14 protein-coding genes are annotated in these 12,973 nt (G+C 59.6%); 4 read left to right on the forward strand and 10 right to left on the reverse strand.

Annotated features, from left to right (window positions below; genetic code table 11):
- Positions 1-151 precede the first annotated feature (151 nt).
- Positions 152-1,474 (reverse strand): chloride channel protein, encoded by a 1,323-nt coding sequence (locus tag P3S72_RS16365; RefSeq protein ID WP_247398297.1) that lies wholly within the window; start codon positions 1,472-1,474, stop codon positions 152-154.
- 801 nt (positions 1,475-2,275) lie between these two features.
- On the opposite strand from P3S72_RS16365, the gene P3S72_RS16370 reads away from it, so the two are divergent.
- From P3S72_RS16370 to P3S72_RS16385, 4 genes are all read left to right on the forward strand, one after another.
- Entirely contained in the window at positions 2,276-2,956 is a 681-nt protein-coding gene (locus P3S72_RS16370) for a response regulator transcription factor (RefSeq protein WP_247398301.1), read from the forward strand.
- Entirely contained in the window at positions 2,934-4,331 is a 1,398-nt protein-coding gene (locus tag P3S72_RS16375) for a HAMP domain-containing sensor histidine kinase (RefSeq protein WP_276193118.1), read from the forward strand. The genes P3S72_RS16370 and P3S72_RS16375 overlap by 23 nt, the downstream gene beginning before the upstream one ends.
- 80 nt (positions 4,332-4,411) lie before the next feature.
- A complete protein-coding gene (locus P3S72_RS16380; protein WP_276193119.1) occupies positions 4,412-5,644 on the forward strand; it encodes a D-alanyl-D-alanine carboxypeptidase family protein in 1,233 nt (410 codons plus the stop codon).
- Between the two features lie 64 nt (positions 5,645-5,708).
- On the forward strand, positions 5,709-6,005 hold the full coding sequence (locus P3S72_RS16385) for a DUF6388 family protein (protein ID WP_247398310.1): 297 nt from the start codon (positions 5,709-5,711) through the stop codon (positions 6,003-6,005).
- A gap of 111 nt (positions 6,006-6,116) precedes the next feature.
- Here P3S72_RS16385 and P3S72_RS16390 read toward each other — a convergent pair whose 3' ends face one another.
- Genes P3S72_RS16390 through atpD form a run of 9 tightly spaced genes read right to left on the reverse strand, consistent with a single transcriptional unit; the run spans position 6,117 to position 12,895 of the window.
- Positions 6,117-7,031: a F0F1 ATP synthase subunit gamma gene (locus P3S72_RS16390; RefSeq protein ID WP_276193120.1), complete on the reverse strand. Its 915-nt coding sequence runs from the start codon at positions 7,029-7,031 to the stop codon at positions 6,117-6,119.
- Positions 7,031-8,584, reverse strand: coding sequence for an alternate F1F0 ATPase, F1 subunit alpha (locus tag P3S72_RS16395; RefSeq protein WP_276193121.1), 1,554 nt, complete (start codon positions 8,582-8,584; stop codon positions 7,031-7,033). The genes P3S72_RS16390 and P3S72_RS16395 overlap by 1 nt, the downstream gene beginning before the upstream one ends.
- Complete coding sequence (locus P3S72_RS16400) at positions 8,575-9,354, reverse strand: F0F1 ATP synthase subunit delta (protein ID WP_276193122.1); 780 nt, start codon at positions 9,352-9,354, stop codon at positions 8,575-8,577. Before P3S72_RS16400 ends, P3S72_RS16395 begins: the two co-directional genes overlap by 10 nt.
- A gap of 3 nt (positions 9,355-9,357) precedes the next feature.
- A complete protein-coding gene (locus P3S72_RS16405) occupies positions 9,358-9,648 on the reverse strand; it encodes a F0F1 ATP synthase subunit C (RefSeq protein WP_247398855.1) in 291 nt (96 codons plus the stop codon).
- 40 nt (positions 9,649-9,688) lie between these two features.
- Positions 9,689-10,390 carry a F0F1 ATP synthase subunit A gene (locus tag P3S72_RS16410; RefSeq protein WP_247398850.1) on the reverse strand — a complete coding sequence of 234 codons (702 nt, stop codon included), beginning with the start codon at positions 10,388-10,390 and terminating at the stop codon, positions 9,689-9,691.
- Positions 10,381-10,707 carry an ATP synthase subunit I gene (locus P3S72_RS16415; RefSeq protein ID WP_276193123.1) on the reverse strand — a complete coding sequence of 109 codons (327 nt, stop codon included), beginning with the start codon at positions 10,705-10,707 and terminating at the stop codon, positions 10,381-10,383. The genes P3S72_RS16410 and P3S72_RS16415 overlap by 10 nt, the downstream gene beginning before the upstream one ends.
- Positions 10,700-11,062: an AtpZ/AtpI family protein gene (locus P3S72_RS16420; RefSeq protein ID WP_276193124.1), complete on the reverse strand. Its 363-nt coding sequence runs from the start codon at positions 11,060-11,062 to the stop codon at positions 10,700-10,702. Before P3S72_RS16420 ends, P3S72_RS16415 begins: the two co-directional genes overlap by 8 nt.
- Positions 11,059-11,463, reverse strand: a complete 405-nt coding sequence (locus tag P3S72_RS16425; RefSeq protein WP_247398843.1) for a F0F1 ATP synthase subunit epsilon — start codon at positions 11,461-11,463, stop codon at positions 11,059-11,061. The genes P3S72_RS16420 and P3S72_RS16425 overlap by 4 nt, the downstream gene beginning before the upstream one ends.
- Positions 11,444-12,895, reverse strand: coding sequence for a F0F1 ATP synthase subunit beta (gene atpD, locus P3S72_RS16430; protein WP_276193125.1), 1,452 nt, complete (start codon positions 12,893-12,895; stop codon positions 11,444-11,446). The genes P3S72_RS16425 and atpD overlap by 20 nt, the downstream gene beginning before the upstream one ends.
- Positions 12,896-12,973: the final 78 nt, after the last annotated feature.

Consider the following 12,973-nt stretch of genomic DNA (forward strand, 5'->3'; position numbering starts at 1 on the left):
TCTTTACAGTGTTAGCCACCACATCACATCCCGGGACGAGGATCAAGCGCTATGCGCTGCACCAACTACTGCGTAACGGCTTACCGTAATGTTTGCGAGGCCAGCAAGTGCGGCATTCACCCAGGGCGCAGCGCAGTTGCGCTGACCCAGCCTATGGTTTGGCTTTTTGCGTGGCGGCGTCATTGCCCTCCGACTGCAGAAAGCCACGCGCCAACTGTTGATAGAGCTCAGGCCCCATCCTGGCACTGACTGCTTTGGCAATCAGCGCAACAGCCATCAGACTGATCACCATGCCATGGCTGTCGATCATCTCCATCACGATGATCGCGGACGTGATCGGCGATTGCGTGACAGCCGCCAGAAAGCCAACCATGCATAAGGCAATGATGGGCTGTGCCGCCAGAGCGAAGAACTCAGCGACGTTGGCGCCTACCGCAGCCCCTACCGCCAGAGACGGGGCAAAAATACCGCCCGGGATACCGGAAAAATAAGTCACTACGGTCGCGAGAAAACGCGTGATCGGCGCGTGCCAGGGCAGACCGATATCAGACACGATGATCTGGGATGTGATCCCATAACCGCTGCCAAAGGACATCCCGCCACTGAGCCAACCGAGAATAGCCACGATCATCCCGCAACCACCTGCGAACCAGACAGGGTGCATGCGACGCCATTCCCATACGAAAAATCGGCGATACCTCTGCGGCCACAGGAGCATCCGACTGAACAACCCTCCCATAAGGCCGCAGCCAATACCAATCGCCAGTACCGGGATAACGATATCGAGATTGACCTCTTGCACGTCGAAATGCCCGAAATAGTTGTAGTTGCCCTGCAAAGCAATCGCGACCATCCCCGACAAGATGATCGTACTGAGCAATACCCCGCTGGTACGGGTTTCCAACTTACGCCCCAACTCCTCCACCGCAAAGGCCACACCGGCCAAAGGCGTGTTGAACGCGGCGGCAATACCCGCTGCACCACCGGCCAGAATGAGGTCTTCGGGGCGGATGATTCGAGCGTTAGGCAGATAACGGTGAAAGAAATGCATGATCGAGGCGGCGACTTGAACTGACGGGCCTTCACGCCCGGCTGAAAAACCACCGGTCAACGCCAGAGTACCTAGCCCTATCTTGGCAACAGCAAGGCGCAAGGACACCAACTTATCCACGGGTTTACCTTGATGGGCCAACCGTGTAGCCGCAATGACCTGAGGAATACCGCTGCCTTGTGCCCCGACAAAAAAGCGGGTGGTCATCCATACGACAAACATGCCGATCAAAGGCGTGTAGATAAACGGCAGCCAAGGCCGGCCGGCGGTTTGTTGAACGAACTGCATCAGCGCCAGGTCGGCCAGCCGGGCGAACAGCACAACCAGTAACCCGGCGAGGGTAGCAGCAGCCCAGAGCGTCACACGAGTACGCCATCGGATCGAGGCAAAGCGACGACGTATGAGTAATATCGGCTTGATCACCCGAGCGGATTCCCGTTGTTGAGGTTAAATAAAACCCAGAAAACAAGACTACCGGGTTAAACGGTCAGGTCCAGCCAGCAGCGGCTAAAGGATTATAGCCATCATCTTCCCCTGCTACCCACTCCACGTGCAGTTACCCCGGCAATCTGATGCAGGGTAGGACTGTCCGCTCGCGACTGTGCTGATCAATCAACTACTGTGGAGTCGCCCTGAATAAAAACAAACAAGACGCAGAGATTCCCATGCGCGTAAAGAACCGCTTCGCCATGCTGGCCGCCGCTGCAACCCTTGCGCCTGGGGCGCACACCGGAGGCTGGCGATTACCCGCTGTGGGTTGATGGCCAGTGTCACGCCCTGAATCCCTGGATTGGCGCGCCAACCGCTCGCCAGCGTTTTATTCAAATATGGACGTGCAAGGCCGGCTGATGGTCGGATTAACACGATCAGCCGGCCCCCTTCTTCGTCCGGCCACGCAGCGTGCGACGACGCACGCAACCGGCAAGCCCGAATGCCTAGGCGCCATCGCTGCGCTTTCTCTTTCGGGTCATCCAGCTCGTGTGGGCGCACACCAAGGCAAAAGTCAGCAAGAAGAAAGCCAGATAAGTCGTCACTATTTCCCCCTCATCTAAGTCAGCGCGTTAGGCTGTTATAGCGAATATATCCATGCTGGCGAGATGGGAAGGTTAAGGTGGGTTAAGAAATAGTTAGTATTCGGGCGCGCCTTAGATCAATAGGGTTCGCTTGCATTGGGTGTCGGCATTGAGTCGGGAGCGCTGAAAACACGTTCAAATGGAGGACATCATGAGTAGTGCGTTGGTCATAGAGGACGATCAGGTGACTGCTGAAATCATCGTCGCTGAGCTCCAACGCCACGGCTTCAGCTCAAAGTGGGCTGCTACCGGCCGCGACGGACTGGCCTTGGCGATTGCAGGCGGCTACGACGCCATTACCCTGGATCGCATGCTGCCTGACTTTGACGGGCTGACAATTGTCAGCACCTTGCGCAGCCTTGGGATTCAAACACCGGTCTTGATGATCAGCGCACTGTCCGATGTGGATGAGCGCGTCCTGGGGCTCCGTGCGGGCGGCGACGATTACCTGACCAAGCCGTTTTCCGCGGTCGAGATGGTCGCACGCCTGGATGCATTGCTTCGACGCACTGCCGCAGACCCCAGCAACCCCCACCTCAGTTGCGGAAACCTGCGCCTGGACCTGGTAGAGCACAAACTGACTCGAAATGACGAAGACATCCAACTGCTGCCCACCGAGTTCAAGCTGCTCAATTACCTGATGCGCAGTGCCGGCCAGTTGGTCACGCGCACCATGCTGTTTGAAGGCGTCTGGGGATACCACTTCGACCCTGGAACAAACATCATTGATGTGCACATCGGTCGACTGCGCAAAAAGCTGGAAAGCGACGAAAACTCGCCTGTCATCCATACAATACGCGGTGCCGGCTATGTCCTCGTTACCCAAAAATGAGGATTGGCGCTCGTCCGGAAGTCGGCTGATCGGGTTTTACGCAGTGTTTTTCGTGGCCTGGGGCGCACTTTTTACGGGTGTGCTGTACTGGGAAATTTCCCACTATCTCGGAACGGTCGCTGAACGGACGTTGTTGCAACGCGCCCACTATTATCAACAGATCGACGACACCCAATTGCTCGCAGAGCTGGCTGCCAGTGAGGCTTTTTCAACGCCAGGGATCGACGCCTACGGCTTGTTTGCACCCGATGGCAAACACGTCGCCGGCGACCTGCTGAAACTACGCTCCAACCTGCCCGACGATGGCCAAGTCCATTACCTTGAGCGCGGCCTGAGCATTGCGTTACCCAGCACCGAAACCAGAAGCAGCTATGCCCTGATGGCACGACGCCCCGACGGGCATATCCTCATTCTGGCCCGTGACGGAGGGTCAATATCCGCCGTGGGTGGCATTATCGAGCAGGCACTGATGTGGGGGTTGTCATTAACCCTTATCCCCGGATTGATTGGCTGGCGTTTATTACGGCGGCGGCCATTGCGGCGTGTCAAACGCCTGCAGCTGTGTACCGAAAGTATTGTCTCGGGCAACCTGTCTGAACGTTTGCCGTTGTCCGCACGCCGCGATGAACTGGATATGCTGGCCAGCGCCGTCAATACGATGCTCGATCATATTGAGCAACTGATGTATGAAGTCAAAAGCGTCTGCGACGGTATTGCCCATGACTTGCGCACGCCGTTGACACGCTTGCGCGCAAGGCTCTATCAGTTGCAGCAATTGCCGCTGGCGCGTGAACATGAGCAGGCCTTGAACCAGGCGTTTGAGGAGAGCGAGTCGATCATGGTGCGTTTTCAAGGGCTGCTGCGGGTTGCCGAGCTTGAGGATATTCGTCGTCGTTCTGCATTTGCGCCCTTTCCGATCATGGCGCTGTTGAAACAGGCGCATGAATTTTATGAGCCGATGGCGCTGGACCGCTCCCAAACGCTTTCGTTGGCCATTCCCAGCGATTGTCCCAGGGTGTACGGCGACTCTTCGTTGCTGTTCGAAGCGCTGGTCAACCTGCTCGATAACGCCCTTAAATTTACCCCTGAGGGCGGCCATATCGAATTGCGCGGGAGCGTCAAGGATTCATCGGTCATGATTGAAGTCGTCGACGATGGTGCCGGCATCCCTGAAGCGGATCGTACACATGTCATTCGCAGGCTCTATCGCGGTGAGGGAAGCCAGATAAACCCTGGCCACGGCTTAGGCTTATCGTTAGTCGCCGCCATCGTCAAATTGCACGGGTACACACTGGATATCCGCCCTGCCGCCCTGGACAGGGGAACATGCGTATTGATTCATTGCCCGCTGTTCATCGGTCAAGCCACCGATTGATCTGTACCTGAACATTAAATTTAACTTAACACTGGTTAATTTGAGCGCCCCGCCTGCGAGGCCTAATTTGGCAGCACTTATTGCTGACCCAAGGCCTTTTGCTTGTGAGATATCTGCTGTTCCTGCGTGTGTTGACCGTGCTTTGTGTAACGCCACCGCTTCTTTGGGCAAACGACGCGCTGGCTGCCAATGCAACCCTGGGGGCAATGATCCCCGCTGCACCGAAGCTGGGTGCCGAAGCCTGGATACTGATCGACGCGGCAACGGACAGCGTAATTACCAGCCACAACAGTGATGCACGCCTCCCCCCGGCCAGCCTCACCAAATTAATGACGGCTTACGTCACTACACGTGAGCTCAAGTCGGGGCGGATAAGCGCCGATGACCAAGTCGTCGTGAGCGAAAACGCCTGGCGCACTGGTGGCTCACGCATGTTCCTCGAACCTGGCAGTTCTGCTTCGGTTCACGACTTGCTGAGCGGCGTGATCATCGATTCAGGCAACGACGCCAGCGTGGCGTTGGCCGAACATATCGCGGGAAGTGAAGGCGGGTTTGTCGGGATGATGAACTCGACCGCTTCAACGCTGGGATTGATCAACACGCACTTTATGAACTCCACCGGTCTACCGGACCCGGAGCATTACTCCTCCGCGCGAGACATGGCGACCTTAGCTCTGAAAGTCATCAATGAAGGGACCACCTACTACCCTCTCTACGCCAAGAAAACCTTCACCTGGAACGGCATTCAGCAATCCAACCGCAACGCACTGTTGTGGCGCAATTCCATCTACGACGGTTTGAAGACCGGTCATACAGAGGCGGCGGGGTATTGCTTGGTGGCCTCCGCACAGCGGGATGGGCAACGCTTGATCAGTGCAGTACTGGGCGCCAGTAGCACCCGTAAACGTGCGGAAGAAACAGAAAAGCTGATGGGGTACGGTTTTCGCTTCTACGACACCCAAACCTATAAGAAAGGCGGCGAAGTACTCGCACAGGCTGCGCTCTGGAAGGGTAAACAACCGTCCATCAGCGTGGGGTTGCTCGACGACATGACTCTCACGCTGCCTAAAAACGCAAGTCGAAAAATCGAGATGCGCTTGGCGTTTGACGGTCCGATCGAAGCCCCTATCACTGCAGGCACAGTCATCGGAAGGCTAGATCTGTTCGACGCCGAACATAAACTGGGGGAGCGGCCATTGGTCGTCCTTGTGGACGCAGAGCAAGGCTATTGGTGGACACGTTGGTGGGATACCGTGCATCTGTTTTTCACCCGGACGATCCGTAGCTGGTTCGATGAGACCGAGATCGCATGAGTGGCTTCAATACCCGCTGATTACACGGCAAAAGCCGGCCCCCATCGCAGTCGCGGAGACGTTGATGAACTCAGATGAGCTACGCAAAGAACTCGCGCTATCAAAATTCTTCAAAGGCGACTCTTCCCTCAATGAAGCGGTACAGGGACTGAGTCAGGCTGAAAAGAAAGTGTGTATCGAATCGGCCTTTGAGCAAGAGGCAGCACGACTTGGGATAGCGGTATGGGAGCTGACGCTGACCATGATCTCGGAGTCTCCCGAAGAGCTGAAAAGCATGACCCTGGCGTTCCATCGAGAAGTGTCAGAAATGGTTGAGATGGAATGGACGGATTACTGCACGCTCAATGAAATCATCGAATAACACTTGGGGCGCGTGTACAGGCACGCGGGCACTTGTCGATACCGCACAGCAACGGCTGATTAGCGGCAAAGGCAAGGCGGGAGACGCAATGCGACAGCACGCCCCGTCGGTTCAACCCTGGGAGCCGGCATCGGCGTTCGGCGACAGGGCGTCAAAACCTGAAATCACGTCAAAGAGTTCCTCGTCGATACCGGCTTGGCGCAAACGGTGATAGGTGGCGTCAAGGTCTTGCAACAGTTCGCCGATGTTGCGGTCTGCGCGCTGCATCGCGGCAAGACGGCTGGCGTTTTCACTGGCCAACGACTCGGCACTGGCGCGAAACAGCGAGACGAACAGGTGCTCACGGATGAACGCACGCAGCGTCTGTGTGTTCGCGCTCAGGACTTCGGGCAATTGAGGCGTGGGCCAGGGTTGCAAAGCGAGTGCCTGTTGCCATTGCTCATCCAGGGGCAGCAGTCGCTGGCTCACCGGGCTATAGCCGTTACCGCTGGGCCGGTTATAGAAAAGCATCAGCGTGGCACGTTGTGGTTCTCCCGCGCCCTCGCTGTCCGCCATCGGGACTGTTTGCAGGACCTGCCCCACCAGTTGCGTGATTTGCTCCACCGACCCAGGCACGGCAAACACGCCTTCGGGCGCTCTACCGGCATCGAGCAGTCGTTCATGCACACGTTCACCAACCGCCCAAACCTTCACCGGCAAGGACGCGAACTGGGCGATTGCGTAGTCGACCACCTCGTCGTTGAACCGCCCGACCAGTCCCTGATCGGAGCCGAATACCACCGCATGCACAGTGTGACCCTCATCCCGTGCATGGGGTGCCCGGGCGTGTATCGTTGCGGGATCGACCGCACGCAGACAAACGCCCAACCCCAGTTCGACGGTGCGCGCGTAGTCGGCGAGTGCCGCCACTGATCGCTCGTACTGCCCGATGGCCGATGCGGCGGAGGCTTTCATGACCCGGACAACGGACTTGAGGTCAGAGGCGCTGCTGATTTGGCGGCGCAATGCCGTGATGGTGGCAGCCATCAAACCTCCTTGGGCGCAGGCACAAACGCCGCAAGTGCCTGGCGCGCCGCTTCGGTGACCTGCTCGCGATCAGCGTCGGTGAGCGCCTCGGCATCGGCCAGGCGCTTGCCCAGAACAGCCGGGAGGCCATCGGCGGCCGCCTCCACAGCCTGCTGCGCAGCCGTCATGCGCTCAAGCGGCACCGGGTCGAAGAGTGCCGCATTCAAGGCCAGCAAAATCGCGATTTGAGCAGGCACCGTCACCGGTGAAAGCTCCGACTGGCCCAGGCAGGCGCGGATGCGCTGGCCGTGAACGATGGATTGGCGCGTGTCCTCGTCCAGCCTTGCACCGAAGCGCGCAAAGGTCTCCAGCTCCTCAAATTGCGCATAGGCCAGCTTGAGGGCGCCCGCCACGGCGCGATAAGCCGGGCGTTGAGCCTTGCCGCCGACACGCGACACTGACTGGCCGACATCAATGGCCGGCAGCACGCCGAGTTCAAACAATGACGGCGACAGCACGATCTGCCCATCGGTAATCGAGATCAGATTGGTCGGGATGTAGGCCGATATGTTCTGGGCTTCGGTTTCAATGATGGGCAGTGCTGTCATCGAACCGCCGCCGCGTTCCTGGTTCAGATGGGTCGCGCGCTCCAGCATGCGCGAATGGATGTAGAAAATATCGCCCGGAAAGGCCTCGCGCCCCGGTGGCCGACGCAGCAACAGCGACAGCTCGCGGTAGGCGCGCGCGTGGTGAGTCAGGTCGTCGTAGACAATCAGCACGTCGCGGCCGGCCTCCATAAAATGCTCGGCGATGCTGGTGGCGGCGTAGGGCGCGATATAGGACAGTCCCGGCGCTTCGTTGCCTTCGGCGACCACCACGACGGTGTAGGCCAACGCCCCTCTCTCTCGCAGGTTGGCCACCGCCTTGGCCACGGCCGACGCTCGCTGGCCAATGGCGCAATACACACACAACACGTTCTTGTCGCGCTGATTAAAAATGGTATCGATGGCGATCGCCGTCTTGCCGGTCTGGCGGTCGCCCAGGATCAGTTCGCGCTGGCCTCGGCCGATGGGGATTAGCGCATCGATGACTTTCAGGCCGCTTTGCAGCGGCTCGGTCACGGGTGCACGGTCCATGATCGGCGCCGCCGGCCGTTCGATGGGTAGGCGCGATCGGGTCGCAGGCTGCGCCCCACCATCCAGGGCGCGGCCGAGTGGATCGATCACCCGCCCCAGCAACGCATCGCCCACTGCGACGTCCATCACTCGCCCGGTACGTCGGACTTTCTGACCGGCGCGCAGGTGAGCCGAATCGCCCAGCAGCACTACATCGACGCCCTCCTCGTCCAGATTGAACGCGATGCCCGACAAACCGCCGGGAAATGTCAGCAGCTCCTCGAACCCCAAGTGCGGCAACCCTTGGACACGGGCAATGCCGGTGGAGACGCTGACCACTGTGCCCACTTCATGCAGGGTCAGATGCGGCTTGAAGTCCCGGAGTCGTTGGCTGATAAGGCTGAACGCCTCTTCCTCGGCGTGTTGCCGCGTAGCGTCGACAGGCGCGATCATTGGCATGTGCGCCCCGTTGAGGATTGTTGCTCTGGCACATCTGACGACAGCGCTTGAAGGTAGTCAGCAATGCTCCACGCCAGCGTCAGCCCTTGCACGTTGATTTCAATACCACTGACCAGTTCAGGCGCGGTCTCGAACTTGAGCACAATGGCCTGCCCGGCCCACTCATCCAATGCCGACTGGATCAAGCTCTGCTGCGCGGCCGGCAAGTCGAATGCGCTGCGCAGTCGTGCTGGCTCGTCGTTGGACGTGGCCTTCAAGGCGGCAGCCAATTCGTCTCGCGCAGGTCCGTCAAACGTATGCAGGCGCTGGAGGAAGACCTCACAAGCGCGCTGCTCCAGGCTGGCCGACGCCAAGTCGCCGAGCACCCGGCGTGAGATGTCGTAAACCTGTCGTTGCGTCTGGCGGACTAAATTGGCGTGCAGATCCTGCGTGTGTGCCAACAGTGCTTTTGCGCTCATCTCACGTGCAGCGTCTGCGGCACTGCGCGCCTCGGCCAACAGGCGCACACGTTCATCGTTTGCTTGCGCGACGGCCTTACTCAATAGGGCCGCCCGTTGTTCGTCAAAAGACTGGTTCTTTTTCTCGAACTCGTCTTGCTGCTGGTGGGCTTTGGCCTTGGTGTCGGCAGCGTCTTTGAGCTCGGCAGCAATCTTCGCTTCTCGCGCAGCGATGGCGTTCAGCACCGGCTGGTACAGAAAACGCTTCATCAACCACACCAGGATGAGGAAATTCAGCACTTGGGCGGCGACGGTGAACCAGTCGATGAGCACGGTCTATTTACCTGCCGCCTGGGCAACCGACGCGATAGCGGTATTCCAGAATGGGTTGGCGAAGATCAGGATCATCGACACGACAAAGCAGTAAATGGCGGTTGACTCGATCATCGCCAGGCCGACGAACAAGGTGCGCGTGATGGTCGCTGACGCATCGGGCTGTTGAGCCAGTGACGTGAGCGCCACGGACACCGCCTTGCCCTCGGCCAATGCCGGGCCCATGGTACCGAAGCCGGTGGTCAAGCCGGCCATGACAATCGAAGCAATGGCGATCCAGGTGAGAGAGTCCATAAGGGGCCTTTATGTGAGTTGAAGGAGGTGTCGCAGTGGCTCAGGACCCCGCTGCCGGTGCAGGCTTCGTGGACGCTGTGCTGCTACGGGTGGCCGCAGCGATGTACACCGCCGCCAGAATGGTAAAGATGTAGGCCTGCACCATGCCGGTGAGTAAGCCCAGCACTGTCATCACAATGGGGAAAACAAACGGCGTGATCGATAACAGGATGGCGATGATCATGGCGCCGCTCATCATGTTACCGAACAGGCGTACCGCCAGGGCCAACGTGCGCGAGGCTTCACTGATGAGGTTGAAAGGCAGCATGATCGGCGTCGGCTGCATGTACGACTTCATGTAAGCCCCAAGTCCCTGGCTGTAGATACCAAACATCGGCACCGCCACCAACACGCACAAAGCCAATGCAACGGTGGTCGACAGCGAAGCGGTGGGCGGTTCAAAGCCAGGGACCACGGTGCCCAGCGCCGAAGCCGCGACAAACAGGAACAACGTGCCGAGAAAGCCCAGGTAACGGCGCGGATGCTTCAGGCCGACATCCTTGATCTGGCCGACAATTGCCGTCACCACGATCTCCAGCAGGTTTTGCCAGCGCGAACGCTCGTGGCCTGTGGCTAGGCGGCGTGTGATCAGCGCTGCACCCAACACCAGCACTGCCATCAGTGCCCACGTGAATACAATTGTGGCATTGAGCTTCAAGAAGCCATCCTGCCAAAAGATCCACGCATCAGGCGTCAGGCGCATGGCGGTGCTCCCGGCGAATGCGCTGCCTTGGTGATTGCGGTCGATTGTGTGACGCGCATGACGACAGCACGCGCCACCAGGAAACCCAGCATGCACAGCCCGAGGCGCACAGGTTGGGCGGCACCGACGACATAGAAGCCAAGCAATACGACGGCGGTTCGCAGGATGAGGCTGCCAAGGAACCAGCGTGCCGGGGTCGGCGACGAGGCGCCGTGGCGCACGGTCCACCACAGCCCGCCGAAGAAAATTCCACCCAGCGCGCCACCGGCCAACAGCGCGCCCGCCCCAGCCAGTACCCAGTTGCCGTAGTCAATCATCATCCTGCTCCTTCTCATCGAGTTCGTCGTGCATGGCCTGGTCTTCCCTGGCCACCCAGTGCCACGCGTTAAAGCAGCCGATTGTCAGCCCCGCCACCAACAACGCCAGGGTCCACGAACGGCCGCCGGACGGGTGGTGCTGCTGGTCGAGCCACAGTCCCAGGGCTGCGCCCAGTAATGTGGGGACAACCACTGACCAGCCGATCAACCCCATCATGCCCAGCCCAAACCACACGCCAGGTGTAGCGCTGCGGCGCGCCTTGAGTTTACGGGCGGCCTTGGCGCCGACCTGTTCGGCCAGTGTCGGGTCGCCTGGTACAGGCGTGGACGGTGGGCGCTTCGGGTTCTGCTTCATGACCGGCGATCGCGTAATGACGCGAAGCGGCGCATGAAACCGCTCTCCAGGCGAGCCATGGTCGCGCGCATGGCGACTTCTTGCGTATCCAGTGTCAGAAACTCCTGCGCGACTGCGTCGTGTAGCCGGGACAGATCATCGCCACGCACTGCCCGCCGCGCCGAGATCACCACGTCCTGTCCGGTCTTGACCAACACTCCTGCGTCCAGCGCAAAGAACACTTCACCGTGGGCTTCGCTCTGAAAGCTGAGGATGCCTGGCACAAGCGCCGCGACACAGTCCAGGCGCCTGGGCAATAGGCCGAACGAACCTTGCACCGTCTCGACGACGATTCGCGACACGTTCCTTTCAACCGCGAAAATTTCGAACGGCAGCAATACTTTAAGTGTCATCAACGGCATGACTACGCTCCTCGGGGGTCTCAGGCGTGGCCTTCGCCTTAGCTTCATCGACTGCGCCGATCATGTAGAGCGCGCTTTCCGGGAAGCCCTTGAACTCGTCTGCCAGGATGCGCTCACACCCCTCCAGCGCGTCCTGCAGGCTGACGAGCTTGCCGGGCATGTTGGTGAATTGCTCGGTGGTGAAAAATGGCTGGGTCAGGAAGCGCTCCAGGCGACGCGCGCGCGCTACCACCTTGCGGTCATCCGGCGACAATTGCTCAAGCCCGAGCATGGCGATGATGTCTTTGAGTTCAGCGTACTGGGCAAGCGTGCGGCGGATAGCCTGTGCGAGCCGGTAGTGGCGCTCGCCGACAATGCCCGGCGTGAGCATCTTCGAGCTGGACTGCAGGGGATCGATGGCTGGAAACAGGCCTTCGCTCGCGCGTTTGCGCGACAAGACAATCGATGCCGAGAGGTGCGAGAAGGTGTGTACCGCCGCCGGGTCGGTGAAGTCATCAGCCGGCACGTAGACCGCTTGAATAGAGGTGATAGCGCCACTGTCAGTGTTGGCGATACGCTCTTCCAGCGCCGCGAGTTCAGTGCCCATCGTCGGCTGGTAACCCAAGCGAGACGGCATCTGCCCCATCAAGCCGGAAACCTCGGAACCGGCCTGGATAAAACGAAAAATATTGTCGACGAGCAGCAGCACATCGCGGTGTTGGTCGTCGCGAAAGTACTCCGCCATCGTCAATGCCGCATGCCCGACCCGGAAGCGCGCCCCAGGCGGCTCATTCATCTGGGCAAAAATCATTACCATATTGGGCAGCACACCGGCGGCCTTCATCTCTCGATAAAGCTCTTCGCCTTCTCGTGAACGCTCCCCGATGCCGCAAAAGATGCTCACGCCTTCCTGGTGGCCGACCATGTTGTGGATCATCTCGGTCAGCAGCACCGTCTTGCCGACACCCGCGCCACCGAACAAGCCGGCCTTGCCGCCGCGCTCCAGAGGGGCGAGCACATCAATGGCTTTGATGCCGGTCTCGAACACTTCGGATTGGGTGGAGCGGCGTACCAGCGGCGGGGGCGCCTGGTGTACGGAGCGCCACTGCACGGCATCCAGCGCGGGCTGGCGATCGATGGTGTTGCCAAAGACGTCGAACATGCGCGACAGGATCTGATTGCCCACCGGCGCTTTTAACGGGCCTGCGGTGTCTTGCACGCTCATCCCTCGCGCCAACCCCTGGGTGGGCGTCAGTGCAATGCCACGCACGTGGTGTTCGTCGCGCTGGGCCAAAATCTCGATGATCACCTGGCCGGCATCACCGGCGCGCAGCAGGGTATGGATGGGCGGCAGCACCGCATCGAAACGAACATCCACAACGCTGCCGCGCACGGCAGTCACCACGCCGACGTTCACTGCACCGCTCTCGGGCGTCACCTGGCGTTGCGTCATCTCGCAGCTTCCTGTTCGGTTGTCGTGGCGAGCCGGGGTGCAGCCTTGCTCGGTCAATGAGCGCGTGCCGGAGCAGCA

The sequence above is a fragment of the Pseudomonas sp. D3 genome, from assembly GCF_029320995.1.
Classification (GTDB): domain Bacteria; phylum Pseudomonadota; class Gammaproteobacteria; order Pseudomonadales; family Pseudomonadaceae; genus Aquipseudomonas; species Aquipseudomonas paraveronii.

Bases quoted from the DNA above. Each gene is read 5' to 3' on its own strand.
- P3S72_RS16370 (WP_247398301.1), top strand. From the start codon at position 2,276: ATGAGTAGTGCGTTGGTCATAGAGGACGATCAGGTGACTGCTGAAATC.
- P3S72_RS16375 (WP_276193118.1), top strand. From the start codon at position 2,934: ATGTCCTCGTTACCCAAAAATGAGGATTGGCGCTCGTCCGGAAGTCGG.
- P3S72_RS16385 (WP_247398310.1), top strand. From the start codon at position 5,709: ATGAACTCAGATGAGCTACGCAAAGAACTCGCGCTATCAAAATTCTTC.
- P3S72_RS16390 (WP_276193120.1), bottom strand. From the start codon at position 7,031: ATGGCTGCCACCATCACGGCATTGCGCCGCCAAATCAGCAGCGCCTCT.
- P3S72_RS16395 (WP_276193121.1), bottom strand. From the start codon at position 8,584: ATGCCAATGATCGCGCCTGTCGACGCTACGCGGCAACACGCCGAGGAA.
- P3S72_RS16405 (WP_247398855.1), bottom strand. From the start codon at position 9,648: ATGGACTCTCTCACCTGGATCGCCATTGCTTCGATTGTCATGGCCGGC.
- P3S72_RS16410 (WP_247398850.1), bottom strand. From the start codon at position 10,390: ATGCGCCTGACGCCTGATGCGTGGATCTTTTGGCAGGATGGCTTCTTG.
- P3S72_RS16415 (WP_276193123.1), bottom strand. From the start codon at position 10,707: ATGATTGACTACGGCAACTGGGTACTGGCTGGGGCGGGCGCGCTGTTG.
- P3S72_RS16420 (WP_276193124.1), bottom strand. From the start codon at position 11,062: ATGAAGCAGAACCCGAAGCGCCCACCGTCCACGCCTGTACCAGGCGAC.
- P3S72_RS16425 (WP_247398843.1), bottom strand. From the start codon at position 11,463: ATGCCGTTGATGACACTTAAAGTATTGCTGCCGTTCGAAATTTTCGCG.
- atpD (WP_276193125.1), bottom strand. From the start codon at position 12,895: ATGACGCAACGCCAGGTGACGCCCGAGAGCGGTGCAGTGAACGTCGGC.